Here is a 26,079-nt window from a genome sequence, read left to right on the forward strand (position 1 = left end):
AGTCAGGAGTGCAGCCCGTCCAACGGGCCGTCGTGGAGCACCTCCCCCTGCGCCTCCACCCGGGCTGTCTCCCGGCGAACGGTGGTGTGCACTTGGCGCAGCTCCTCCTGGGTCGTCCTGGCGATGGTGACCTCCTGCCAGACGCGGGCCGTCTTGGTGAACTCCACCTGCTCCTCGTGGAGGGGGATGACGAAGGTGGCTTCCTCGAAGGGCGCCAGCCCGCCCGGCACCGTCCCCCGCTCCGCCGCCCGGGGCCCCGCCCCGCCCTCCACGTCGTCGGCCTGGATGCGCTCCACCACCAGTTCCTCGCGCCGCACGGGGATGGAGAAGTGCTTCACCTCCGTGCGCACCACCTTGTGGACGCGCAGGTGTCCCACCTCGTGCGCCACGACGCGGGGGACGGCCTCCTCGTGGGCCAGCGGGATGACGAGGTCCTGCGTCGCCCCGAGCTTCTCGGCGACTCGCGACTCCGGACGGTGGGCCTCCAGCTCGGCGCGGCTGATGGGCCCGGGCGACACCTCGTCCCGCGTGAGGCCCAGGTACACCTCCCCGTCGCGCACCGTCACCACGTCCCCGTAGCGCGCCATGTAGTCCCGCGCGCGGAGCAGCCCGCCCTCGAAGACGAAGGTGTCCTCGCCGCAGCCCACCACACTGCCCAGCTTCACGCCGTCCGCCGTGAAGACCCGCATGCCTTCCTTTACGTCCGTGCGCATCCGCCGCTCCTCTCGAAGTCCGGCAACGCCTGGCGCTCACCCGGAGGTGGGCGCCAGGGACTCATGCCAGGATTGTTCCCTGCCGCTGGGTCCGCGACGGGGGCCTCGCTCCACTGCCCGGCGCACGTCGTGCCCGGACGCCTCCGCGGGGGCCGACGCGTGAAGCTCCAGCGCCGCCAGGCGCCGCCTGCGGGCCTCCCGGCGCCGGTCCGCCATCAGCCCGTCCGCGTCCTCCTCTTCCAGCGCCGCGCCGGTGCGCACCGCGTCTGAAGCCTCGTGCCGCGCCGCTCCAGCGCGGGAGTGGAGCCGGCGGCGCGCAAGCCCGCCTGCCACCAGCGCGCCCAGCAGCCCCGCGGTCCAGCCCATGCTGGAGGGGGCGTCGCCCCGGCCCAGATGGAGGAAGTGGCGCAGGCCGCGCAGCATGAGGGGGGCCCCCAGGCCCGCCGCCGTGCCGCTCAGCAACAGCCCGCTCCAGTGTCCCCGCCGCGTGCTCTCCTGCCTGGTGCTCATCAAGGTCTCCCGCGTGGGCACTCGGCGCCTTCAGGGCGCGCGTACGAAGGTGGGGTGGTCCGTCACCCGGAGGAAACCCCTCCGGGACGAAGCCTGCCTGCCGTCGTGCTCCTCGCCCTCAGGGGGAGCGAGGGACCATGCCCGCGTTCGGGCGGGCAGGCACGTGGCCAAGCCCTCTAGCCACACTGCCCGTCCACTGTCGTTTGGCGCACTCGCTCCCACCTTCCCGATGAAGTCCGGGGCGCAAGACACCCGAGGCCTCGTGCAGGCGCACGAGGCAGGCAATCACCAGGGCCCAAGGGGGCGTCCCGCCCCGGCACACCCCACCCTGGTTACAAGGAGCCAGCCATGTTCCAGCGTACCGATGTGAGAGAAGGAATGGTCGTCCGCAGCGTCGACGGCGAGAAGCTCGGCAAGGTGTTCGCCGTGGGAGACGGTGAGTTCCATATCGAGAAGGGACTCTTCTTCCCGAAGGACTATCTCGTCCGGTATTCCGAAATCAGCGACATCCGGGCCGGTGAAATCATCCTCAACCACGGCAAGGAAGCGCTGAGCACCCTGTCGCGCGACGACAACCGCTACGCCACGACGGCGGGCCTGGGCGGCGGCGCGGGTGTGGGCCCCGGCGCAGTGGGCATGCCGGCCGAGCGCTCGGCGACAGGCTACAGCAGCACCACGACGGGCCTGGGCATGGGCGCGGACACGCGCGGCCTGGGAGAGCGGGACGTCTCGATGGCGGGCAGCGGGCTGGGCAGCGACACGCGCGTGGGCCTGGGCAACGAGCGCACCGTGACGGGCCGCACGGAGGACATCGCCATCCCCGTGCACAAGGAGGAACTGGACGTCCTCAAGCGCGAGACGCAGGCTGGCGAGGTGCGCGTGAAGAAGGACGTCATCGAGGAGGAGAAGGTGGTGGACGTGCCGGTGCGCCGCGAGCGCGTGCGCGTGGAGCGCCGCGACGTGAGTCCGGACCGCCCAGCGATGAATGCCTCCTTCCAGGAGGAGACCGTCGTGGTCCCGCTGCGCGCCGAGGAGGTCGAGGTCCAGAAGCGCGCCGTGGTGGACGAGGAGGTCGTCATCCACAAGGACTCCATCGAGGAGGAGCGCCGCGTCGCGGAGAGCGTGCGCCGCGAGGACGTCAGCATCCGCACCGACGGGGACGTGGAGGGCGCGCGCTCCCTGGAGTCGCCCAGCGATGACCCGCTGAAGCGCGGCTATTGAGCCGGCGCCAGGCCCTGGCCCCCGGGGGACCCCGCCCCCCGAGCGGCGCCACGGGCTCCGGCGTCGAGTCCTGAATCGGCCCCCACGCCTCCCGGAAGGAAGGAGGCGGGGGCGTTTCCACATCCGGAAAGGTGCCCGCGCGTCAGCGCTCGGGCCTGCGGGGCGCAGGGCGCACGTGCGTCTCCTCGTTCCCGTCGGCCACCGGCACGCCGGGCCTTCCGGCCGCCTCCGTCCGGTCCATGCGGTTGAACTCGCGCAGCCGGTCCGGGAAGTGCTTCGAGGTGAGCCGCGACAGCTCCACGTCCTTCGCCGGGCGGCACACGTCCGACAGCCGGTCCGCCATCTCCTGGGCGCTGCCGAAGCGCGCCTCGGGCCGCTTGGCCAGCGCCAGCTCCAGCACGTCCCACAGGGGGCGCGGGAGCGAGTCCGGCCGGGGCAGCCGCTCGTCGCAGATGGCCTGCATGGAGGCCAGCTCGTCCCCGCGGTCGAACGCGCGGCGCCCGGTGAGCGCCTCGTAGAGGATGAGGCCCATGGCGAACAAGTCGCTGCGCGCATCCAGCCGCTGGCCCCGTGCCTGCTCCGGCGACATGTAGAGCGGCTTGCCCTTCACGATTCCCGGCAGCGTCACCGTGCGCTGGGCGCGCGCCTTCGCCACGCCGAAGTCCAGCACCTTCACCCGCCCGTCGAACCCCACCATCAGGTTGTGCGGGGACAAGTCCCGGTGCACGAGCTGCAGCGGCGCGCCGTCCTCGCCCCTCAAGCCGTGCGCCGCCTGCAGCCCTTGCAGCGCCTGCACCACCACCGCCACCGCGTGCGCCGGCTCCAGCGGACCCTTGAGCGCGCGGATGAGCCGGTCCAGGTCCACGCCCCGCACCAGCTCCATGGCGATGTAGTAGGCGCCCTGCGCCTCGCCGAAGTCATAGACGTGGACGAGGTTGGGGTGCGACAGCCGCAGGCCGATGCGCGCCTCGTCCAGGAACTGCTGGATGATGGAGGGGTCCGCGGTGAGGTGCGGCAGGATGCGCTTGAGCGCCACCAGCCGGCCCAGCCCCTCCGGCCCGCGCGCCCGCGCCACCAGCACCTGCGCCATGCCGCCGGTGCCCAGCGGCGTCACCACCTCATACTTGCCAATGCGGCCGCGCGGCGCGGGCGTGTCGTCCAGGGCCAGCTCGTCCAGCCGCTCCAGCGCGTTGCGCCCGTCGGTGAGCGCCAGGAAGCCCAGCACCGCGGTGTCGAGCTGCTCGCCGATGGCCTCCACCAGCTTCATCACCAGCCCGCCGCCGTCCTCGAAGCCGCCCTCCACCGCCAGCCCCAGGCCCCCCAGCTCCAGCTTCCCCAGCTTCAGCCGGGTGCAGAAGAGCATCCGCCCGTCCTTCAGCCGGCGCGGCCCCGTCCAGTGCGCCGCCTCGAAGACGTCCACGCCCAAGTCGCCCAGCACGCGCGTGAGCACCGGGCCCCGCGTGCCCCGCAGGGACACGAAGCCCGCGGGCGCATGCACCATCCGCGCGCACTGCGTGAGGAACACGTCCAGCCCGGCATCCAGGTCCAGCCCGCGCTCCAGGCAGTCCTCGAGGATGTCGTCCGCCATCCGGTGCACGGCCACCAGGCCGCGCAGGAAGGCGACTTCCGTCTGCAGTGAGGGAAATTCCACGGGCGCCATTCAACACCTGCGGGCGCCATGCGTGGAAGACGGGTAACCCCGGACTACACTTACACCCGCTCGCGGTCCTTCATGGAGGCGACGGAGGGCAGGCGCTCGGGCGAGCCCTGGCGCGGCGGCAGCAGGTTGCGCTCGTCCATGAGGCCGTGCGCCTCCAGCACGCGCTCCAGGTAGGCCACGCGCTCGCGCAGCAGCGTGGTGTCGGTGACGCCCAGCTGCGCCTCGCGCAGGCGGATGAAGGCATCCACCAGCGGCTTGAGCGAGAAGCGGAGGGTGAGCCCCATCATGGGGACGCCCACCACCATGGTCACGATGAGGACGGTGGTAACGGCTTCAGCGATATCTTCCATGGGGTGCCTCGGGCGGACCGCGGGGTTGCCACAGTCTACGCCCGGGCGCGCGAGCGATTGCACGCGCCCGGTGGAAGCTCTCGAATCAGCTCGCCTGACCCGTGTAGATGGCGTCGGCGATGCGGTAGGCGCTGCCCTCCAGCCGCTGGAAGGCGTCCTTCAGCGCGCCCGCGTCGGTGGTGTTGAGCAGGCCCTTGAGCCGCTCCAGGTCCGCCTTGATTTCGTCGCGGTCCTTCTCCGACAGGAGGCTGGCGTACTCCTCCAGGCTCTTCTCCGTCGTGTAGATGAGCCCGTCCGCGTTGTTGCGCAGCTCCGCCAGCTCCTTCTTCTTCTTGTCGTCCGCCGCGTGCGACTGGGCGTCGGTAATCATCCCCTGGATTTCCGCCTCAGACAGGCCGGAGTTGCTCACCACGCGCACCTGCTGGACCTTGCCGGTGCCCAAGTCCTTGGCGCTGACGTGGACGATGCCGTTCGCGTCGATGTCGAAGGACACTTCAATCTGCGGCACGCCGCGCGGCGCCGGGGGGATGCCGACGAGCTCGAAGCGGGCCAGCGTCTTGTTGTCCGCCGCCATCTCGCGCTCACCCTGGAGCACGTGCACGCTCACCAGCGGCTGGTTGTCCACCGCGGTGGAGAACACCTGGCTCTTCTTGCAGGGGATGGTGGTGTTCTTGTCGATGATCTTGGTGAAGACGCCGCCCGCCGTCTCGACGCCCAGCGACAGGGGCGTCACGTCCAGCAGGAGGACGTCCTTCACCTCGCCCTTGAGCACGCCGCCCTGGATGGCCGCGCCCACGGCGACGACTTCATCCGGGTTGATGCCCTTGTGCGGCTCCTTGCCGAAGAACTCCTTCACCTTCTGCTGCACGCGCGGCATGCGCGTCATGCCGCCCACCAGCAGCACCTGGTTGATTTGCTGCGCCGGCACGCCCGCGTCCTTCAGGGCGATGCGGCACGGCTCAATCGTGCGGTCGATGAGGTCCGCCACCAGCGCCTCGAAGGTGGTGCGGTCCACCGTCTCGGTGAGGTGCTTGGGGCCGCTGGCGTCGGCGGTGATGAAGGGGAGGTTGACCTCCGTCTCCGGCGCGCTGGACAGCTCGTGCTTGGCGCGCTCGGCGGCCTCCTTGAGGCGCTGCAGGGCCATGCGGTCCCTACGCAGGTCCAGGCCGTTGTTCTGTTCCGCGAAGCGCTTGGCCAGGTAGTCGATGAGGCGCTGGTCGAAGTCCTCGCCGCCGAGGAACGTGTCGCCGTTGGTGCTCTTCACCTCGAACACGCCGGCGTTGAGCTCCAGGATGGAGATATCGAACGTGCCGCCGCCGAGGTCGTAGACGGCGATGCGCTCGGTGCCGCCGTCCTTCACCTTGTCCAGGCCGTAGGCCAGGGCCGCCGCCGTGGGCTCGTTGATGATGCGCAGGACGGTGAGGCCGGCGATGCGGCCCGCGTCCTTGGTGGCCTGGCGCTGGCTGTCGTTGAAGTAGGCCGGAACGGTGATGACGGCCTCGGTGACGGGCTCGCCGAGGTAGTCCTCCGCCGTCTGCTTCATCTTCATCAGGACGATGGCGGAGATTTCCGGCGGGCTGTAGCCCTTCTGGCGAATCTCCACCCACGCGTCGCCGTTGGGGCTGGGGGCCACCCGGAAGGAGCTGACGCCGATGGCCTTCTTCGCCTCGGGCGAGTCGAACTTGCGGCCGATGAGGCGCTTCACCGCGAAGACGGTGTTCTCCGGGTTGGTGATGGCCTGCCGCTTGGCAATCTGCCCCACGAGGCGCTCGCCGGAGTCGGTGAAGCCCACCATGGAAGGCGTGGTGCGGCTGCCCTCACTGTTGGGGATGACCACCGGCTCGCCGCCCTCCATGACGGAGACGCACGAGTTGGTCGTCCCGAGGTCGATTCCAATCACCTTGCCCATGACGGTTACTGACTCCCCCCGGAAGAATCTTCGGGCTGCGGGGGCACGGTGGTCCCCTCGGCTGCGGACGCGGAGGCCGGCGAGGCCTCCGTGGACTCGACTGCGGCGGGCGCGGCGGCGGGCTCGACGGCGACGGGCGCGCGAGCGACGACGACCATGGCCGGACGCACCAGTCGCTCGTTGAGGAAGAAGCCGCGCACCACCTCGTGGGCCACGTGGCCCGCGGGCACGTCCGCCGTCTCCACCTGCTGAATCGCCTCGTGCATGCGCGGGTCGAACGGCTGACCCTTCGCGCTGAAGGCCTTCACGCCGTGGCGGCCGAGCGCGTCCTCGAAGGACTTGCGCGTCATGGCCACGCCCTTCTGGAAGCTGTCGATGTCCGGGGACTTCGCCGCCGCGTCGAGCGCGCGGTCCAGGTTGTCCAGGACGGGGAGCAGGTCCTTGAGCAGCTTCTCCGAGCCGAAGCGCTGGACCTCCTCCTTCTCCTTCTGCGCGCGCTTGCGGTAGTTCTCCAGGTCCGCGGCGGCGCGCAGGGTGCGCTCCTGCGCCTCCTTGGTGCGCTCGTGCGTCTCGCGCAGGCGCTCCATCGTCTCGCGGCCCTTGGCCTGGCTGAGCTCGAGCTGCGCCTTGAGCGACTCCACCTCCTGGCGCAGCGCGGCCACCTCCTCGGGCGTCGCCGCCGCGGCGGGGGCGCCCTCCTCGGCAGGGGAGGCGTCGGCGACGTCCTCAGAGGGTGCCCCGGGGGCCTCCACCTCGATGACCGTCACCTCTTCATCATCGTCCATGTGACGCTCGACACTGCGGACCGCCGCGTCGATGACGTCCTGCCCGATGTCCGTCTGGATGCTGCCCTTCTCGTTCGAGCCGGCCACGGCGCGCACTATGTCACGCGCCCGGGGCCGTTCCAACTCAGGGAAACGACTGGCAGAACCCAGCCCCGGGGTCCGAGCGGGCTGGCTTCACGCGCAGCGGAACTTCACGCCCCTGTGGTGGGCTTCTTCGACCGGCCAATCGTCTTCTTGGAAGTCGAGACACCCTTCCTGGCCGTGGTGCCCTTGCCCGCGCCCTTGGCGGCGGCCTTCTTGCGGCCGATGGACTTGGGAGCGGCCTTCTTCGCGGCGCGGCCCTCGCGCTTCGGGGCTTCCACGGGCGCGGCGGCGGCGGGCGTGGCACTGGAGGCAGGACGGGCCTTCGGGGCCGGCGCCTGCGGCACACCCTCCTCGGGCTTGAAGGCGCGCTCCACGGCGCCCTCGACCTGGCGCACGGCGCCCTCAATCTTCTCCGACGCCACCTTGCTGGTGGTGGTGGCCCAGGTGCGCAGCTGCTCCAGCCCCTCCTTCACCTTGGTCTGGTTCTGCGGATCCTTCACTTCCTTGAGGAGGCGCTGGGCCTCGCCGCGCAGGTCATCGGTGGTGCGCTTGAGCTCGTCACCGGTGCGCTTGAGGAAGTCCATCAGCTGCTTGTCCCACTTCTCGGCCATTGCTGTGTCCTCCGTGGGGCAGCGGGGCCCCCCTGTGAATCATGGCACTCCACGCCCGTTGGGGGCGCAAAACCTTCCCGGGCTTTCTGGAATCACGCACGAGCGCCCCGCCGATTGCCTCCGTGCGGGCCGTGGGGCGCGGGCAGGTGTCACGCGCCCCGTGCAAGCGGGAGCAAGGTGGCGCTAGAGTGTTTCGCGCGTTTCGGGTCCCCTGCCCGGAGCCCACGCCGGAGCCCGCTGACATGCCGTCTGCCCGATTGGCCGGGACGCTCGCCGTCCTCGTCCTGCTGTGCGCCTGTTCCGAGGGTCGTGGAGACCCGACGGACGGTCCACGGTTTCCCGCCATCGAGCCGTCGCCCACCACGGTGGGCGTCCCCTACGAGCTCCTGTTCCCGGCCACCGGGGGCGCGGCGCCGCTGACCTATACGTACGTGGGGGGCCAGCCGCCGCCGGGCTTCTCCTTCTCCGCGACCGACGCGAAGCTGACGGGCCCTGCCAGTGAGTCCGGCGAGTTCGCCATCACCCTGAGCGTCCGGGACGCGATTGGCAACGAGGACACCCGCACGTGGTCGCTGAAGGTGTGGCCGGCGCCCTACCTGAGCGAGGACAGCGCGCCGACCGCCACCGTGGGCAGCAGCTACGAGCACACCTTCGTCTGCGCGGGCGGCCGGCCGCCGCTGCGCTGGTCCGTGGTGGACGGGCAGCTGCCGTCGGGCCTGTCGCTCAGCCCGGAAGGCGTGATCAGCGGCACGCCCCGGGGCAGCGGCGCCTACGCCTTCACCCTGCGCGTGCAGGACGCCAGCGGGGCGGCGTCCGAGGCGTGGCGCGGGCTGCAGGTGCTCGCGCCGGGAGAGCAGACCGACGGCGGCCCGCTGCCGGCGACCTTCCCGCTGTCGGTGGGCAACTGGAACATCGAGTGGTTCGGCGACACCACCTACGGCCCGGAGGACGACCCGCTGCAGCTGGCCAATGCCCAGGCCGTGCTCGCCGACGCGGGCGTGGACTTCTGGGGCCTGGGCGAAATCGTCAGCACGGCGCAGTTCAATGAGCTGAAGAAGGGGCTGCCCGGGTACGACGGCTTCCTCGCGGACGACAGCACGCGCGTGTCCGCCGGCTCGGGCTCCTACACGGCCAGCGAGCAGAAGCTCGGCGTGCTCTTCAAGTCGGACGTGGTGAAGGTGCTGCGGGCGGAGGTCGTCCTGACGGACAAGGACTTCGACTTCGCCGGGCGGCCCCCGCTGCGGGTGGACCTGCGCGTCACCCGGGGCGGCTCCACCGTGGACGTCACCGCCCTCGTCGTGCACCTGAAGGCGCTCGCGGGCACGGAGGAGTACGAGCGGCGCCAGGCCTCGTCCGGCTGGCTCAAGGGCTACCTGGACACCATGCTGCCCACGCAGCGGGCCCTGGTGGTGGGCGACTGGAATGACGACGTGGACAAGTCCACGACGACGAACCCGGCCACCCAGCAGAAGTACGACACCCCCTTCCGCAACTTCGTCAACGACCCGCAGCGCTACACCTTCGTCACCCAGGCCCTGTCGCTGGCCAACGTGGGCAGCACGGTGGGCCGCACCACGTTCCTCGACCATCAGCTCGTCACCAACGAGCTGGCCGCCAACTACGTCGCCAACTCCACCCGGGTGCTGCAGCCGGGCATCTCCAACTACGGCACGTCCACGTCCGACCACTACCCCATCATCAGCCGCTACGACTTCGGGCAGGGCGGGCGCCTGCTGAAGGTCACCGCGCCCAACGGCGGGGAGACGCTCCTGGCCGGCACCCAGTACGCCATCACCTGGACGGCGAGCGGCGTGGACACGGTGAAGATTCAGTACTCGGTGGACAATGGGAACACCTGGCGCGACCTGGCCGCGTCCGTGTCCGCCGCCTCCGGGAGCTACACGTGGACGGTGCCCGCGGATGCGTCCGGCGGTAGCCGCGTGCGGGTGAGTGACACGCGCGATGCGACCGTGTTCGACGCCAGCGACAGCACCTTCGTGCTGAACCACGCCGCGCAGCAGGTCTTCATCAACGAGTACCTGCCCCAGCCGAACAACGCGGTCGGGTCGTCCGAGCCGGATTGGGACCAGATGTTCGTGGAGCTGCTCAACACCGGAGCCACGGCGGTGGACCTGAGCGGCTGGAAGCTCCACGACGACAAGTCGTACAGCGGCACGGAGGCCACCCGGCACATCTTCCCCTCCGGCACGGTGATTCAGCCGGGCAAGACGTACGTCGTCTATGGAGGCCCTTCCGCCGTCCCCTCGGGGATGACGAATGCCGACTACGCCAATGGCAGGAACAGCATGGGCGTGCTCACCGGACTGCGCTTCAACCGGGGCGTCAACGTGGATGGCAGCGGGGACGTGGTGTACCTCGTCCTGCCGAACGGCACCGTGCAGGACACCACCAGCTACCGCGACACCTACCAGGGCGTCTCCTACAACCGGAGCCCGGACGCGAGCATCAGCGGCAGCTGGGTGCTGCACAACGCCCTGAATGCCAACCGCACCGCCTCGCCCGGCCTGCGCGCCAACGGCTCGGCGTTCTAGGCCGGCGCCGCGGTCAGGGGGCGCGCTCCGCCCCCGTCCGCCCGGGCCAGCCCGGCGACAGCGACACCTTCCAGAGTGGCCGGGCCCACCCCGCATATAAAGGAGGGGGACGCCATGGTGGAGACGCTCACGCTGTATCGCCCGGTGGGGCTGAAGGAGGCGGAGCTCGTCCTGGCCAGCGAGTGCGCGGGCTTCCCGCCTCGGCTGCCGGACCAGCCCATCTTCTACCCCGTCATGAACGCGGCCTACGCGCGGCAGATTGCCCGAGACTGGAACGCGCCGGATGCGGGCTCGGGGCATGTGGGCTTCGTCACGGCCTTCGACGTGGACGCGGCGTACGCCGCCCGCTTCCCCGTGCGCACGGTGGGCAGCCGAGGGCACCAGGAGCTGTGGGTGCCGGCGGAGGAGCTGGCGGACTTCAATGCCCACCTCGTGGGGCCGGTGCGCTTCACCGAGGCCTGGTATGGCCCGGCCTACCGGGGAGTGGACTCCCGGTTGGGACCGCTGGCATCGCAGCTCCGGGCCCTGCACGAGCAAGCGGGTGCGTCGGACGCCCGGCTCCAGGAGCTGCTCCACGCCTGTCCGGCCACGGTCCTCTTCAACGCCTGCTGGTGGGAGGCCACCCCCGCGCAGTTGCAGGGGATGGAGGACGGCGCCCGGGGCGCCCTGCTCGCCCGGGTGCGCGCGGCGTGGGCGGCGACCTTTCCGGGGTGGCCGCTGATTCCCGCCTGAGCGGAACCCACCGGCAGCACCCCCTGCTTCTGCACGTGCAGAAGCAAGGACCCACCGGCAGCACCCCCTACTTCTGCACGTGCAGAAGTAGGGACCCACCGGGCAGCACCCCCTGCTTCTGCACGTGCAGAAGCAGGGACCCACCGGCAGCACCCCCTACTTCTGCACGTGCAGAAGCAGGGACCCACCGGCAGCACCCCCTACTTCTGCACGTGCAGAAGTAGGGACCCCACCGGGCGGGTCGTTTGAGACCGTACAACCTTCTCCGCGCAACGAATTCAGTCTCTTTCGTCAAGAAAGCGGCCGTTCGTCGTTCCAGGCACGACCCAGATTTCGAGCACACTCCGTATCCCTTTTCGTGAGGGTGACGGGTGGTACGGGCACGGAGCCCGCACCGGCTCGGTTGGGACGGAGATTCCGTGCTGCCAGGAAACGACAGGTCCGTCTTGGATGCGTTCCGCCGGGGGGACGCAGCCGTGCTCACCCAGGTCTATCGGACGTACTCGCCAGAGGTCCTGCGCTACCTCTCGCGCAAGTTCGCGGTGGGTGGTGAGGCGGGGACGCGGACGGTGGCCCTGTCCGCGCTGGACCTGGACGCGGCACACCAGGAGACCTTCGTGCGCGCCTTCCGCCCCAACATGCGGCAGGCCTACGACGGGGTGCGCCCCTACCTCGGCTTCCTGCTGACGGTGGCGCGCTCGACGGCCATCGACCTGATGCGGGCGTCGGGGCGCGTGGCGCGCGAGGCCATCCCCATGGACGACGCGCCGGAGCTCAGCCACCTGCCCACCGAGAGCCGCAGCCCGGAGGAGGAGGCGCTGGGCACCGAGGTCCGCGCGCTGGTGCGCCGCTTCCTGGACGCACTGTCGGAAGAGGAGCGCTCGCTGGCGCAGCTGCGCTTCGTGGAAGGGCTGTCGCAGGAATCCGCCGCCGAGCAACTGAAGCTCACCCGGGGAGAAGTCCGGGTGCGCGAGAAGCGGCTGCGGACGCAGTTCACGGTGCATCTGAAGGCCTCGGGCTGGCTGGAAGCAGCGGCCGAGCCCGGGCGGATGGAGCTGGGAGTCCTCCTGGCCTCGCTCGCCCTGTGCGCGATAGGGAGCATGCCCTCATGAGGTGGTACGAAAGACACATCGACGCCAGTCTGACGCGCTGGTCGCTGGGTGCGCTGTCCGCCCACGAGTCCGCCCGCCTGCTGCGCCATGCTCATGCCTGCGCACGCTGCGGTCCCCGGTATGAGCAGTGGGCCCGGGCCCACCGCGCGCTCGAGGGCGATGTGGACCTGCCCTCCTCCATGGAGCGGCAGGCACTGGGTGACGCCGGACTCGCGGCGGCCCTGGCCGCGGCGGCCCCCCAGGAGGCACCGTCGCGGTGGCCCTCGCTGGCGGTGCTCGGCGGCGCGCTGGCCGCCGTCTTCCTGGCGGTGGTGCTGACCCCGCCCGCCACGGCGCCCCACGAGTTCACCTCGCGCGGCGAGGGCACGCCGCCCCCGGGCGTGGCGCTGCGCATCTTCTGCGCGACGGCCGGCCAGCCCATGCGCGAGCTGCACGCGGGTGACAGCTGCCGGGCAGGCGCCATGCTGGCCTTCGCCGCCGGTGGCAACGCGCCCTACACCCACGTGGCCGTGCAGGTGCGCGGCCCGAAGAAGGCGGAAGTCGTGGCGGGCCCCTTCGCGCTGTCCGGCGCTCCCGGCAAGGAAGGTCCCCTGGAGCTGACCGTACCCATGCCCCAGCAGGCGGGCGCGGTGGAAGTCACGGCGGCCTTCGCGGACCGCCCGGCCGCGGCCCTGGCGGCCCTTCGTGGGGAGGAGCACGAAGGGTCCGTGGTGCTCAAGCAGGAGGTCAGGGTAGAGGACGGTCCATGAAAAAGTTGGGACTGCTCCTCGGGGCCGTCGCGCTGCTGCTCGCCCGTGGCGCCTCGGCGGAAGGGGTGGTGCGCCGCGCGCTGGTCATCGCCCACAACGGGAGCGATGACCCGTCGCTGCCGGATTTGCGCTTCGCGGATGACGACGGCGTGCTGTGGGCGGAGACGCTCCAGCGGCTGGGCGTGGAGACGACGCTGCTGGTGGACGCGGACGCCGCGACACGCGCGGGCAACCGGCCCGTGCTGGCCGGGGCCCGTCCGCCCACACCGGACGAGGTGAAGCGCGAGGTGGCCCGGCTGCGCGCGGCCAGCCTGGCCGACGACGAGCTGGGGCGGCAGACGGATGTCCTCGTCGTCTACGTGGGCCACGGCAACACGGACGAGGCGGGCCGCGCCTACTTCACCCTCGCGGGCGGACGGCTGGACAAGGCGAGCCTCTACTCCGACGTGGTGGACCCGCTCGGCTCGGACTACGTGCACCTCATCGTGGACGCGTGCCGCGCCTCGGGCGTGGTGGGCAGCCGCGGCGGCGGCACCGACGCGGCCGTGCTGGCGGAGTTGCGCGGCATGCTCGCGCGCGAGCAACTGGTCACCCGGCCCACCGTGGGCGCCCTCTTCGCGGAGAGCGACGACGGCGAGACGCACGAGTGGTCCCGCATCCGCGCCGGCGTCTTCAGCCACGTGGCGCGCTCCGGCCTCATCGGCGCGGCGGACATCAACGGCGACGGGCGGGTGGAGTACAGCGAGCTGGGCGCCTTCGTCTCCGCGTCGCTGCAGGCGGTGAAGGGCCTGCCGGCGCGGCTCACCATCCACACCTTCGCGCCCAGCGCCGAGCCCCGGCGCCCGCTGGTGGGCCCGGCCCCGCGGGGCCCGAGCCTCACCCTGCCCTCCGGCTTCGAGCACTCGCGCATCTCCGTGGAGGACGCGGACGGGCGGCGCCTGGCGGACGTGCGGCGCGCCGAAGACCAGTACGTGCTGCTGCGGCTGCCCGAGCGCGACGTGTACTGGGTGCGCACCCCCACCGCGGAGGCGCGCGTCACCCTGGCGGAGCTGTCCACCGGGGTGGTGAACATGTCCTCGCGCGAGCTGCAGGAGCGCGGCCCCGCCGAGGAGGCGCTGCGGCGCGGCCTGTTCGCGGTGCCGCTGGACAAGGGCTTCTACGAGCAATACGTGGCCGCCGCCGGCCTGGTGCCGGTGGACCTGGGCCGCGCCTTCCCGCCCGCGGAAGGAGGCTCGCTGCCGCACCTGCTGCTGCGCTCTCCGAAGGCCACCGGGTGGGACCTGGGCCTGACTGCATTGCGGGCCCCGCTGGGGTTGAGCACCTTCGCCATGGGCCCCAGCGTGGGGTGGCGCAACGAGTTCGCGCCCTTCCTCTATTACGGCGTGCGCGGCAGCTACACGCTGACGCCGGTGGCGCGCGACGGCATGCGCCTGCACCGCGCCACGGTGCAGGGGCTGGTGGGCACCGAGGGGCTGTACCGCACGCCGCTGTTCCTGGAGGCGGGGGCCGGCTGGGGCATGCTGGGCGTGACGAAGGGCGCGCTGCGCATGGGTGACCCGGCGATGCTCACCACGCACGCGGCCGCGGGGGTGATGGCGAAGGTGGCGGGGCTGCGGCTGCGGCTGGCGGCCACGCTGTCCGCGGACCGCGTCACGCTGGACGGGGCTGACTACTGGGACCCCTCCTACGGGGTGGAGCTGGCGCTGCGGCGCTGAAGGCACCATGGGCCGGCCCCTGAAGGACGTAGCCATGAGATGGACCTGGATGGCGGTGCTCCCACTGGTGGCGGGCTGTGACGCCATCGACCTGGAGCGGCTCGTGAAGCAGCACGACCCGCTCACCCTCATCCTCGAGGAGCCGGCGGGCGTCCACTGCGAGCACGGCGGCAGCGCGGTGCTGACGGGCCTGGACCTGGACGACAACGGCGTGCTGGCCGACGACGAGGTGAAGAGCACCACGTATGACTGTGATGACGCGCCCCCGAGCGCGCTGACGCGCAGGCGCGAGGAGCCGGCGGGCACGCACTGCCTGAAGGGCGGCCAGGCGGTGGAGACGGGCCTGGACGTGGACGGCAGCGGCACGCTCGAGGACGCGGAAGTCACGGCCACCGAGTACCTCTGCGCCACCACCATCCCGCGCGTGCTGATGCGCGCCCAGGCCGTCCCTCCTGGGGAGCGGTGCGTCCTGGGCGGCCAGGTGTCTCGCGCCGGCTACGACGCCAACGACAACGGCGAGCTGGAGGCCGACGAGGTCACCAGCGAGGTGTATGGCTGCACGCAGCCGGACACCGTCGTCACCCGCATGAGCCTGGCCCCCACGCATCTGTCGCCCTGCTTCCCCGAGGGCACGCTGGTGGAGGCGGGCGTGGACCTGGACCGCGACGGCCTGCTCGACGACGACGAGCGCCGGGCCTCGGTCGTTTCCTGCCTGGAGCCTGCCCAGGTCCGCGTCCGGCAGCGCCCGGAGCCCCTCGGCGAGGTATGCGCCGCCGGAGGGACGCGCGTGGAGGTGGGCCAGGATGAGGACGGCGACGGGACGCTCGAAGACGCGGAGGTCACCTCCAACACCTTCGTGTGCCATCCGGCGCGCACGTATGACGGCACCTACGAGGTGAAGAGCGCGGCGGACGTCGCGGCGCTCCAGGGCATCGGCCGCGTCCGGGGCTCCCTCCGCATCGACATCTCCAACGCCACCGAGGTGGTACTCCCCGGCCTCCAGTCGGTGGAGGGCCAGCTCTTCGTCCAGAACAACGGGTTGATGACCCGCCTGGAGCTGACCGGCCTGCGCTTCGTGGCGCAGGACGTGCTCATCAGCGACAACCCGGTGCTGGAAACGCTCAAGCTCGGAAACCAGATGGGCTCGGGCAATCCGCTCTGGGTCGCGGGCGACCTGTACGTGGAGAGCAATGCCCGCCTTCCCACTCTGTTCGGGCTGAGGAGCCTGGTCCCCGGTCGCAACATCAGCATCTACGACAACGATGCGCTCTGGACGTCGGGAACCTTCGATGAGCTCTATGAGCTCAAGGGCTCCATCTTCATCGGTGAAAACGACTCACTGATGAGCCTGCCCTTCCCCAACCTGAGGCGGGTGGGTGGCAGCTTCGTCATCGACACCAACAAGGTGCTGCCGAACCTGACGTGCCCGTCGCTGATGGCCATCGGCGACGAGCTCGACATCTCCCGGAACGCCGCGCTGACCGACCTGAGCGGCATGCCGACCCTCGAGGCCGTCACGGGCCCCCTGAAGGTGGTGGAGAACGACGGCCTGCTGTCCACGGCGGGAATGGAGCTGCTGAACCGGGTGGGGGGACTCCACGTGGCCCGCAATCCCCTGCTGGAGACCGTGTCCGCGTTCCCCGAGCTGCGCTTCGCGGGCTACCTCAGCGTCAGTGAGAACGCGAAGCTCACCTCCCTGGGCACCTTCCAGCTGCGCAGCCTGGACAGCCTGTTCGTCGGCCACAACCCGCTGCTGACGCACCTGAAGGGCCTGGAGCAGCTGGAGTCGGTGCGCGCGCTGAGCGTGGAGTTCAGCAACGGCCTGACGACCCTGGCCGACCTGGGACACCTGCGCGCGCTGGGGCAGCTGAGCATCGTCGAGAACCTCAACCTCACCCGGCTGGATTTGAGCGGCCTGCAGCGCGTGGACATGTTCTTCACCATCCTGGACAACCCGAAGCTGCCCACGTGCCTGGCCACCTCGCTCGCGACGCTTGCGTACAAGGGCGGCGGGGGCGCGCCGCAAATCACCGGCAACGATTCCACGGCCACCTGCGACTGAGCGCTTCTCCGGACACGGCGGCGGCGCCGGCCCGGAGCGCGATGGAGAAGCACCGATGCGATGGACCTGGACAGCAGTGCTCGCGTTGGTGGCCGGCTGCGACGGCATCCAGCTGGGTGAGCTGGTGAAGCAGCACGAGACGCTCGTCCGCGTGGCCGCGGAACCTGCCGGCGACCACTGCCCGCACGGCGGCAGCGCGGTGCTGTCCGGCCCGGACCTGAACGACAATGGCGTGCTCGACGAGGGCGAGGAGCGGCACACCGTGTACGCCTGCGCCACGGCGCTGACGCGCAAGGCGCCGGAGCCGGCCGGGACGAACTGCGCGCTGGGTGGGCAGGTGGTGGAGACGGGCGTGGACGTGGACGGCGACGGCGCGCTCGACGCCGCCGAAGTCACGGCCACCGAGTACCTCTGCGCCACATCCAGCCCGGACGTGCTGATGCGCATGCAGGCGGTGCGGCCCGGAGCGCAGTGCCCGAATGGCGGCCAGGTGTCGCGCGCCGGGTACGACGCCAACGGCAACGGCGAGCTGGAGGACGACGAGGTCACCCGCGAGGTGTATGGCTGCACGCGGCCGGAGATGGTGCTTGCCCGCGTCCGCGAATTCGAGCCGCCGCCCTTCCTCTGCGAAGGGGCGATTTCGTCTGTGGAGGCAGGGCTGGACTCGGACCAGGATGGCGAGCTGGACGATGGAGAGAGCCAGACCTGGATGACGCTCTGCCTGGACGTCGCCCGGGTGGCGGTGAAGCTGCGCGAGGAGCCCCCGGGCACGCCGTGCCCCGCGGGCGGCACGCGGGTGCAGGCCGGTGAGGACGTGAATCACGACGGCGAGCTGGTCGACCTGGAGGTCACCTCGGAGACCTTCGTGTGCCAGCCGCTGGGCACGTACTCCGGGAACTACGAGGTGAAGACCGCGGCGGACCTCGCGGCGCTCCAGGGCATCTCCCATCTCAAGGGCCACCTCATCATCCAGGGCACGCAGCTGACCGAGGTGGTGCTCCCGGGCCTGTCGGTGGTCGACGGCCAGGTGTCCGTCGATGGCAACAACCTCCTGACGCGCCTGGAGCTGCCGGGCCTGCGCTTCGTCGAGTACGACGTGCACGTGTCCTCACACCCGCTGCTGGAGACCCTGGTGCTCGGCGGCGCCTGGGGCGCGAAGCTGCGAGTGGAGGGATTCCTGAACATCCGCGCCAACACGCGACTCACGAGCCTGGCCGGGCTGCGCACTGTCATCCCGCGAGTGGGCCTGGCCCTGCAGGAGAACGACGCGCTGGCCGTCGAGCAGGGCCGGGACGGCTTCGACAACATCGAGTGGCTCACGGGCTACCTCATCGTCGCGAACAATCCCTTGATGCAGGCGCTCCCCTTCCCCAACCTGAAGCACGTGGGCGGCAGCGTGCAGATCTACGGCAACAAGGCCCTGCGGGACCTGTCGGGCACGCGCCTGATGTTCATCGGCATGGACCTGTGGGTGATTGACAATGACCTGCTCCAGGACCTGTCGGGGATGCCCTCGCTGCAGACCATCAGCGGAAGTGTCAGTGTCGGCCGCAACGACTCGCTGCGCACCACGGAGGGCCTGTCGGGGCTCGCCCAGGTGGGCGGGTTCGTCTTCCTCGAAAACCCCCAGCTGGAGTGGATGGGCGACATGCCCGCCCTGCGCTCCGTCGACTACCAGTTCGAGTTCAACACGAACCCGAAGCTGCGTGGCCTGCGCAACCTGGACAGACTGCTGTACATCTCTCAGCTGACCCTCCTCGACAACCCGCTGCTGACCGAGCTGTCGCCGCTCGCGCGGATGACGCGCCTGGAGAGCCTGAAGGTGCAGCGCAGCCCCGCGCTGACGAGCCTGGGGGCCCTGGCGGACCTGCGCGAGGTGCTGGAGCTGAACCTGATGGAGAACCCGAACCTGACCCGATTCGACCTGGGCGCGCTGCAGAAGGTGTCGCAGCAGTTCTTCGTCACCCACAACCCGAAGCTGCCCACCTGCCTGGTCAACGCACTCGCGACGGCGGTGTACACGGGCAATCCGGCCCAGCGGCGCATCACCGACAATGACGACACGGCCACCTGCGGCAATTGACGGTGGGATGGGCCACGGCGGCCCGGGAAGGACCTGGACGATGCGCTCGACATGGCTGGTGGTGCTCGCGCTGGTGGCGGGCTGTGACGGCATCGACCTGGGGAAAATCATCCCCCCGCACGCGGCGCGCACGCGCGTCACCCCGGAGCCTCCGGGCGCGCACTGCCCCCATGGCGGTCAGGCGGTGCTCTCCGGCCTGGACCTCGACGACGACGGCGTGCTCGACGACGGCGAGGTGACGAACACCGAGTACGCCTGCACCACGGTGCTCGTGTACAGCCAGCCGGAGCCGGCGGGCACCCACTGCGAGCACGGCGGGAGGGCGGTGCGCACCGGCCCGGACACGGACGCGGACGGGCAGCTCGACGACGGCGAGGTGACGGCCACCGAGTATGTCTGCGCCACGGCCGTCCCGGACGTGCTGGTGCGCACGCGGCAGGTGCCGCCCGGGGAGAAGTGCCCCCATGGCGGCCAGGTCTCCCACGCCGGGCGCGACCTGGATGGGAACGGGTTGCTGGACGACCTGGAGATTTCCCGCGAGGTGTACGGCTGCATGGAGCCGGCGCCGGTGCTCGCGCGGGTGCTTCCCCTGGCCGTGCCCCCTCCCGGGTGCAGGCAGCCCGGCGCGCTCCTCGAGGCGGGCGTGGACCTGGATGAAGATGGGGTGTTCGACGACGCGGAGGCGCGGACCTCCCTGCGCATGTGCATGGCGCCCGAAGCGGTGCTCCTGCTCCAGCGGCCCGAGCCCGCGGGCTTGCGGTGTCCCATGGGAGGCACCTCGGTGGGGGCCGGCCTGGACGTGAACGAGGACGCGAAGCTGTCGCCCAACGAGGTGCTCGTCACCGCGTACGTGTGCCAGCCCACGGCCACCTACGAGGGGACGTACCAGGTGCGGGACGCGGCGGACCTCGCGGCGCTCCAGGGCATCTCCCACATCAAGGGCGGGCTCGACATCACCGACTCGGACCTCACGCAGGTGGAGCTGCCCGGGCTCGTGTCGGTGGAGGGCTCGCTGAACATCACCCGCAACCCGTCACTCTCCCTGCTGAAGCTGTTCGGCCTGCGCTCCGTGAGTGAGGCCGTCGTCGTCGCCTACAACGACAACCTCGAGGTGCTCGTCCTCGGCCCGCCCGGCCCCATTCCGGAGCACGTGCTGCGGATTGGCACCGACCTGACGCTGGACACCAATGCCCGGCTGACGACGCTGTTCGGCCTGGCCGCCGTACTCCCGCATCGGACCGTCACGGTGGCGCGCAACGCGCTACTCGGGGGCGGGGGCGAGCTGCGCTACCTCGTGGAGCTGTCAGGCGACCTGGAAATCCAGGCGAACCCTCGCATGGAAGTGCTGAGCGCCTTCAGCAACCTCGAGCGGGTGGGGGGCCGTGTCAACGTCTTCAACAACGCCGCGCTCAGCTCGCTCGCGGGGCTGGAGCACCTGAAGACCGTTGCCTCGGATCTCCTCATCATGGACAACGACGCCCTGCTGGGCATCTCGGCGCTGTCCAGCCTGGAGCGCGTCGGCGGCAGGTTCGAAGCGAGCGAGAACAACAGCATGCACACGCTGGAGCTGCCCGCGCTCGTGCACGCCGGCAACATCGGCATCCACTGGAACTACCAGCTCGAGACGGTGGGGCCCATGCCATCCCTGGAGTCGGTGGACAGCATCTTCACCCTCAACAAGAACGACAAGTTGCTGGGCGTGTCGGGCATGCCCCGCCTCATCCACCTGGGCGGGGGGCTCAGCCTCAATTCGAACGCGCTGCTGTCGGACCTCTCCGGCTTCAGCAAGCTGCGGCACCTGCCGAATCTCTGGATGATGAACAACAGCGCCCTGACGAGCCTGGCGGGCCTGGGCGGCCTGCGCGAGGTGGGCACGCTGCACGTGCAGGACCACCCCCAGCTCGTCCGGCTGGATCTGGATTGGCTGGCACAGGTGACCGAGGGCTTCCGCATCACGGACAACCCGAAGCTCCCCGGGTGCCTCGCCACGTCGCTCGCGACGGAGGTCTACACCGGCCCGGAGAGCGAGTTCGAAATCGCGCGCAACGCCGACACGGCTTGCGGCCCGTAGGCCCGCACGGCGCTTGCCCGTGCCGGAAGCACGGCCCTACAGTGCCGCCCGTGCCAAGGCCGCCATGTCGAACCCGAGTCCGCCGGCGTTGATGGAGCCCTCCCCGCCCGCGCTCGCGCCGCCTTCCCCACTCCCCACTCCCGCGAGCCGATGGGCGCCCTGGGTGGCCGCCCTCGGCGGGCTGGGCTGGTTCCTGTGGCTGGGCGGGGGCAACGTGCTGCCGCCCACGCGCATCGACTGGATGATGCGCGAGGACTGGGCAGGCCACATCTTCGGCTGGCTCTTCTACCGCAACGCCCCATGGGGCCTGCCGCTGTCGTCCTCGCCCAACCAGCTCTACCCCTACGGCACCTCCGTGGCGCTCACGGACGGCAACCCGCTGGTGGCGGTGCTGCTCAAGCCCTTCAGCGCGCTGCTGCCCGCGGACTTCCAGTACACCGGCGCGTGGCTGGGGCTGTGCTTCGTGCTGATGGGGTACTTCGGCGCGAAGTTGGTGGCGCTGGTGTCCACGCGCCCCCTGCACCAGGTGCTGGGCGGCCTGCTGCTGGCCCTGGCCCCGCCCATGGCGGCGCGCTTCGGCCACCCCACGCTGTGCGCGCACTGGCTGCTGGTGGCCATGCTCTGGCTGCACCTGCGCGACACGCCGGATGCCCGCGCCGCGAGGCAGGCCCTGGCCCTGGCCGCCCTCTTCAACGCGGTGGGCGCGGGCACGCACCCGTACCTCGTGGCCATGCTCGCGCCGCTCGCGGTGGCGCTGGCGGTGCGGCTCGCGCTCGGCCGGGTGCTGGGGTGGGGCGCGGCGGTGGCGGCCGCGGTGGGCTTCCTCGTGCTGGACGTGGGCGTCTTCGCCCTCTTCGGCTACTTCGGCGGCAGCGGGCTGGGCGCGGAGGGCTTCGGTGACTTCTCCGCGGACCTGGCCACGCTGTTCAACCCCATGGGCTGGTCGCGGCTGCTGCCCTCGCTGAACGCGGCGCCGCGGCAGGGCGAGGGCTTCGGCTACGTCGGGGCCGGCGCGCTGCTGCTGCTCGCCCTGGCCCTGCTCGCCACCGTGTTCCGCTTCCCCACGCTGCGCGGCGTGCCGTGGCGCCGCGGCGCGCCGGTGGCGGTGACGGTGCTGCTGATGGCCGTCTACGCGCTGTCCTGGCGCGTGACGTGGATGGGGCGGCAGGTGGTGGACCTGGGGGCGCTGTACGCGCCGCTGTCGCGGCTGACGTCGGCGTTCCGCTCGTCGGGGCGCTTCGTGTGGCCGCTGAGCTACCTGCTGGTGGCCTGCGCGGTGCTGCTGTGGCTGCGGCTGTGGCGGACGCGGCCCTGGGTGGGCACGGCGGCGCTGGTGCTGGCCGTCGCGGTGCAGGCGTATGACTGGCGCGCGGAGCGCAGCCCGCTGCACCGGCCCGGCAACTTCCGCCGCCTCCAGGCCCCCGAGTGGGCGCAATTGCGCGGCGCCTACCAGCACCTCGCCCTCTTTCCTCCGCACGTCCAGTGGGTCTGCCGCTATGACGAGCCGGTGGTGAACGCACTCGGCTATACGGCCTATCGACTGGGACTCACCTTCAACAGCGGCTACGCGTCACGCACGCCGCCGGAGCTGGCCCGGGAGTGCCAGGCGCCGCTGCGCCCCGGCGGCGTGGACGCGGACACGGCCTACGTGGTGGCGCCCGCGGCGCTCGGGGACTTCCTCCGGCAGGGCGCCCGCTGCGGCGTGCTGGAGGGGCTGCCGGTGTGCGTGGCGGGGCAGCGGACGGATGCCTTCGCACGGGCGCTGGAGCGCCAGCCGTTGCGGTAGTCACCGGGCGGACGGGCGCTCCTCCCGCCGTCCGGACACGGCCGGTGGTCAGGAGATGGACACCCTCTCAGGGAAAGGCAGCATCGGAGACGTATGGGAAGCGAGGACATCGTCACAGCGCTGCGCCGGGTGTCGCTGTTCTCCCGGCTCACCGACGAGCAGCTCCGGTGGATGGCCGGCCACGGCCGGCAGCTCCACTTCGCGGCGGGCATGCGCATCGCAGCGCAGGGAGACCCGGCGGACGGGCTGTCCGTCATCCTGGAGGGCCGCACGGAGTGGACGCGCCGCGTGGGCGCGCAGGAGGTGCACGCCGCCACGCTGGAGGCGGGCGACCTCTTCGGCGAGCTCATCCTCTTCCTGAACTCGCCCCACCCCACCACCGGCCGCGCGGTGACGGACGTGCGCCTGTTCCGCCTGGAGCCCGCCACCTTCTGGGAATTGCTGCGGGTGGCGCCGGTGCTGATGCGCGGGCTGATGGAGCTGGCCTCGCAGCGCTCGCAGCCCCACGAGACGGGCTCCCGGCAGCAGCCGGAGCTGCTGTCCGCCGGGCAGCTGGCGGCGGGGGTGGCGGGAGAGCTGGACAACCCCGCCGCGTCGTCACGACGGAGCGCTGCGCGGCTGCGCGAGACGCTGAAGGCCGTGTCGGCGCGGGCCATGGCGCTCGGCGAGCACGGGCTGTCCCCGGCGCAGCGCGGGGCCCTGCTCGCCCTGCCGCGCGAGGCGGCCGAGCGCGGCAGGATGTCCCCGCTGCTGGAGCCGGTGGCGCGCGCCGAGCGCGAGGAGGCCCTGGGCAGCTGGCTGGAGGCGCGCGGCGTGGCAGAGGCGTGGGAGGCGGCGCCCGTGCTGGTGGCCTCCGGACTGGACGTGGCGTGGCTGGAGTCGGTGTCGACGCGCGTGGGCGAGGGGCTGCTGGGGGACGTGCTCGCGTGGCTGGTGGCCGCGGTGACGTGCGACGTGCTGCTGGCCGAGGTGGAGCGCGGCACGGCGCGCGTGTCCACGCTGGTGGAGGCGATGAAGGCCTACAGCTTCCTGGACCCGATGCCGGCGCAGGACGTGGACCTGCACGAGGGCCTGGAGCGCGCGCTGTCGGTGCTGGGCCACCGCCTGTCCGACGGCCGCATCACCGTGGAGCGCCAGTACGAGCGGAGCCTGCCGCGGCTGAAGGCGGAGGACGGCGCGCTCGAGGAGGTGTGGACGCAATTGGTGCTCAACGCGCTGCAGGCGCTGGGCGAGCGCGGCGGCCGCCTGCGGCTGCGCACGTGGGCGGAGCAGGGCCGCGCGGTGGTGGAGGTGTCGGACGACGGGCCGGGCATTCCCAAGGACTTGATGCCGCGCATCTTCGAGCCCTTCTTCAGCACGAAGCCGCACGCGGCGGGCCTGGGGCTGGACGTCTGCCGCCGCGTCGTCGAGCGGCACGGCGGAGACCTCCGCGTCCTGTCCGAGCCCGGCGGAACCCGCGTCCAGGTGCGCCTCCCCGTGTAGAGGGGAACCCGGGACAGGTGTCCGGATGTCCGGCGGCGCACGGGCGCGACATCCAACCGCAGACGAATGGGGCGTGCCAGCGGAGTGGGAGCGTCACCCGCTTCACGCACGGCCCGTGGGCGGATGGCCCGCCGGGCGCTGGAGGCGTGGACTGCCCGTGTCCCCGTGCTCGCGCCGGCCCGCGTGTACACTGGTGGCGTCGCGGCGTCCGCGTCAGCGCGGAAGGAGGCTCGCATGTCCGGTGAGATTCAGGGCGCCTGGTTCAAGGCCATCCTCGGCTCGATGACCGCGGCCTCCTCGCGCTTCCCGCAGCACCAGCAGCGCATCAACAGCATGCGCGACGACACCTGGTACGCGTGGGAGGACTACGTCCGCATGGCCGGCGAGCTTCAGGCGGCGCTGGGAGACCGGGCGGTGGAGGCGATTGCGCAGCGCTCGGCGATGCGCACGCTGCCGCTGGCGCGGGCCATGGGCTTCGACTCGGTGGAGAAGGTGTTCGGCAACTTCGACGCGCTCTTGCGCGGCATGGTGCGGGAGTTGCCGCAGGCGGACTCCACGCACACCGTGTCCTTCACGCCCCTGGCGGCGGAGTTGGAGACACAGTCGCGCCTGCCCACCTCGCTCCTGGTGGGCACCTTCCGGGGCCTGCTCATGGGCTTCGGGAAGATTGTCACGGAAGCGAAGGTGACGACGCGCGGCGGCACACGGCGCTTCTCGCTGCGCTGGATGTGACGCGGGCGCCCGCTCTGGCAGGCTCTCCGTCCATGGTGCGCATCGGCGTCATTGGAACGAAGTGGGGCCTCATGCACGTGGGCGCCTTCCGCGCGGCGGGCGCGGAAGTCGCGGCCCTCTGCGGGCAGAATCCGGACAACACGCGCGCGGTGGCGGCGCGCGAGGGCATCCCCCTGGCCACCACGGACGTGCGCGAGTTGTGCGCCGCCGTGGACGCGGTGGTGGTGGCCTCTCCCGACGCGCGCCACCAGGCCCACGTGGAGGCGGCGCTGAACGCGGGCCGCCCCGTCCTGTGCGAAAAGCCGCTGACCCGCACCGCCGAGGAGGCACGCGCCCTGCTCGCCCATGCGCGCTCCGCCAGCGAGCAGCCGCGGACCCGCCTCGCCGAGGAGGCGCACTCACGCTCCGCCACCAGTCCCGTCGCGGTGAACTTCCCCTACCGCATGCTGCCCTCCCTGCGCTCGCTGAAGGCGTGGCTCACGGAGCGGCCGGTGCGCCACCTCGCGCTCACGCTGCGCAACGGCTTCGCGGTGGACGAGGGCGACACCGCCGGGCCCCTGCTCGGCGCCTCCGGTGACTGGGGCGGCATGTCCCATGTCATCGACGCGGCGCTGTGGCTCGCGGGCGCCGCTCCCGTCTGGGTGCAGGCGTCGCTGTCCGGCCGGCCCGTTCACACCGCCGCGCTGCACGTGGGACTGTCCTCCGGTGCGGTGCTGGTGCTCACCCACGCCGCGTGTCCGGAGCCGGGCATCCACGGCGGCTGGACGCTGCTCGGGCGCGACTGGGAGGCCGGCTTCTCCGGCGGCTACGTGCCCTCGCGCGAGGGCTGGTGCGTGTCCCCGGTGCGCGGCTTCGAGCACGGCACGTGGAGGGACGTCGCGCCGGGCCTGGAGCCGCGTCCCGGCGAGCGGGAGCCGTGGGCCCAGGCGCACGTGGAGGGCGCGCGAAGGTTCCTCGGCCTGCTGCGCGGCGAGCCCCGGGACGGGCTGGCCACGCTGGAGGACGGCGCCACCGTGCAGGAGGTGCTCGCGGCGGCCATGGTGTCCCAGGAGACAGGTCGACGGGTCCACCTGGAATCGCGCCCGGGGGCATGACCGCCGTCCAACGCCGCCACCCCTCCGGCACTCGCGACACAGACGCATTGCGCTCCACGTGGAGAA

General features: G+C 71.4%; 20 protein-coding genes. 13 read left to right on the forward strand and 7 right to left on the reverse strand.

Annotated features, from left to right (window positions below; translation table 11 throughout):
• Positions 1-2 precede the first annotated feature (2 nt).
• Positions 3-713 carry a YsnF/AvaK domain-containing protein gene (locus ACX9TP_RS42860; RefSeq protein WP_482976469.1) on the reverse strand — a complete coding sequence of 237 codons (711 nt, stop codon included), beginning with the start codon at positions 711-713 and terminating at the stop codon, positions 3-5.
• Positions 714-749: 36 nt separating this feature from the next.
• A complete protein-coding gene (locus ACX9TP_RS42865; protein WP_482976470.1) occupies positions 750-1,223 on the reverse strand; it encodes a hypothetical protein in 474 nt (157 codons plus the stop codon).
• Positions 1,224-1,571: 348 nt separating this feature from the next.
• Between ACX9TP_RS42865 and ACX9TP_RS42870 the strand changes: the two genes are divergently transcribed.
• A complete protein-coding gene (locus ACX9TP_RS42870; RefSeq protein ID WP_482976471.1) occupies positions 1,572-2,444 on the forward strand; it encodes a YsnF/AvaK domain-containing protein in 873 nt (290 codons plus the stop codon).
• A gap of 142 nt (positions 2,445-2,586) precedes the next feature.
• Here the strand turns inward: ACX9TP_RS42870 and ACX9TP_RS42875 are convergent, their stop codons facing one another.
• From ACX9TP_RS42875 to ACX9TP_RS42895, 5 genes are all read right to left on the reverse strand, one after another.
• Complete coding sequence (locus ACX9TP_RS42875) at positions 2,587-4,104, reverse strand: serine/threonine-protein kinase (RefSeq protein WP_482976472.1); 1,518 nt, start codon at positions 4,102-4,104, stop codon at positions 2,587-2,589.
• 50 nt (positions 4,105-4,154) lie between these two features.
• A complete protein-coding gene (locus ACX9TP_RS42880) occupies positions 4,155-4,454 on the reverse strand; it encodes a hypothetical protein (RefSeq protein WP_482976473.1) in 300 nt (99 codons plus the stop codon).
• 85 nt (positions 4,455-4,539) lie between these two features.
• Positions 4,540-6,363 (reverse strand): molecular chaperone DnaK, encoded by a 1,824-nt coding sequence (gene dnaK, locus ACX9TP_RS42885; RefSeq protein ID WP_482976474.1) that lies wholly within the window; start codon positions 6,361-6,363, stop codon positions 4,540-4,542.
• Positions 6,364-6,368: 5 nt separating this feature from the next.
• Positions 6,369-7,244, reverse strand: coding sequence for a nucleotide exchange factor GrpE (grpE, locus tag ACX9TP_RS42890; protein WP_482976475.1), 876 nt, complete (start codon positions 7,242-7,244; stop codon positions 6,369-6,371).
• Positions 7,245-7,339: 95 nt separating this feature from the next.
• Complete coding sequence (locus ACX9TP_RS42895; RefSeq protein WP_482976476.1) at positions 7,340-7,843, reverse strand: transcriptional regulator; 504 nt, start codon at positions 7,841-7,843, stop codon at positions 7,340-7,342.
• A 242-nt stretch (positions 7,844-8,085) separates the two neighbouring features.
• Here ACX9TP_RS42895 and ACX9TP_RS42900 point away from each other — a divergent pair, with 242 nt between their 5' ends.
• From ACX9TP_RS42900 to ACX9TP_RS42955, 12 genes are all read left to right on the forward strand, one after another.
• Positions 8,086-10,395: a lamin tail domain-containing protein gene (locus ACX9TP_RS42900; protein WP_482976477.1), complete on the forward strand. Its 2,310-nt coding sequence runs from the start codon at positions 8,086-8,088 to the stop codon at positions 10,393-10,395.
• A 114-nt stretch (positions 10,396-10,509) separates the two neighbouring features.
• Complete coding sequence (locus ACX9TP_RS42905; protein WP_482976478.1) at positions 10,510-11,127, forward strand: hypothetical protein; 618 nt, start codon at positions 10,510-10,512, stop codon at positions 11,125-11,127.
• Between the two features lie 419 nt (positions 11,128-11,546).
• Complete coding sequence (locus tag ACX9TP_RS42910) at positions 11,547-12,239, forward strand: RNA polymerase sigma factor (protein WP_482976479.1); 693 nt, start codon at positions 11,547-11,549, stop codon at positions 12,237-12,239.
• Positions 12,236-12,988: a hypothetical protein gene (locus tag ACX9TP_RS42915; RefSeq protein ID WP_482976480.1), complete on the forward strand. Its 753-nt coding sequence runs from the start codon at positions 12,236-12,238 to the stop codon at positions 12,986-12,988. The genes ACX9TP_RS42910 and ACX9TP_RS42915 overlap by 4 nt, the downstream gene beginning before the upstream one ends.
• Positions 12,985-14,703 (forward strand): caspase family protein, encoded by a 1,719-nt coding sequence (locus tag ACX9TP_RS42920; protein ID WP_482976481.1) that lies wholly within the window; start codon positions 12,985-12,987, stop codon positions 14,701-14,703. The genes ACX9TP_RS42915 and ACX9TP_RS42920 overlap by 4 nt, the downstream gene beginning before the upstream one ends.
• Positions 14,704-14,737: 34 nt before the next feature.
• The gene (locus ACX9TP_RS42925) at positions 14,738-16,765 is read left to right on the forward strand and encodes a DUF7151 family protein (protein ID WP_482976482.1); all 2,028 of its coding nucleotides are present in this window, start codon (positions 14,738-14,740) and stop codon (positions 16,763-16,765) included.
• 55 nt (positions 16,766-16,820) lie between these two features.
• The gene (locus ACX9TP_RS42930) at positions 16,821-18,848 is read left to right on the forward strand and encodes a DUF7151 family protein (protein ID WP_482976483.1); all 2,028 of its coding nucleotides are present in this window, start codon (positions 16,821-16,823) and stop codon (positions 18,846-18,848) included.
• Between the two features lie 40 nt (positions 18,849-18,888).
• Positions 18,889-20,919, forward strand: coding sequence for a DUF7151 family protein (locus tag ACX9TP_RS42935; RefSeq protein WP_482976484.1), 2,031 nt, complete (start codon positions 18,889-18,891; stop codon positions 20,917-20,919).
• A 163-nt stretch (positions 20,920-21,082) separates the two neighbouring features.
• The gene (locus ACX9TP_RS42940) at positions 21,083-22,705 is read left to right on the forward strand and encodes a DUF6311 domain-containing protein (RefSeq protein ID WP_482976485.1); all 1,623 of its coding nucleotides are present in this window, start codon (positions 21,083-21,085) and stop codon (positions 22,703-22,705) included.
• Positions 22,706-22,798: 93 nt separating this feature from the next.
• The gene (locus ACX9TP_RS42945) at positions 22,799-24,187 is read left to right on the forward strand and encodes an ATP-binding protein (protein WP_482976486.1); all 1,389 of its coding nucleotides are present in this window, start codon (positions 22,799-22,801) and stop codon (positions 24,185-24,187) included.
• A gap of 234 nt (positions 24,188-24,421) precedes the next feature.
• On the forward strand, positions 24,422-24,919 hold the full coding sequence (locus ACX9TP_RS42950; protein ID WP_482976487.1) for a hypothetical protein: 498 nt from the start codon (positions 24,422-24,424) through the stop codon (positions 24,917-24,919).
• A 32-nt stretch (positions 24,920-24,951) separates the two neighbouring features.
• The gene (locus tag ACX9TP_RS42955; RefSeq protein ID WP_482976488.1) at positions 24,952-26,013 is read left to right on the forward strand and encodes a Gfo/Idh/MocA family protein; all 1,062 of its coding nucleotides are present in this window, start codon (positions 24,952-24,954) and stop codon (positions 26,011-26,013) included.
• Positions 26,014-26,079: the final 66 nt, after the last annotated feature.

Source organism: Pyxidicoccus sp. M15, from assembly GCF_056858435.1.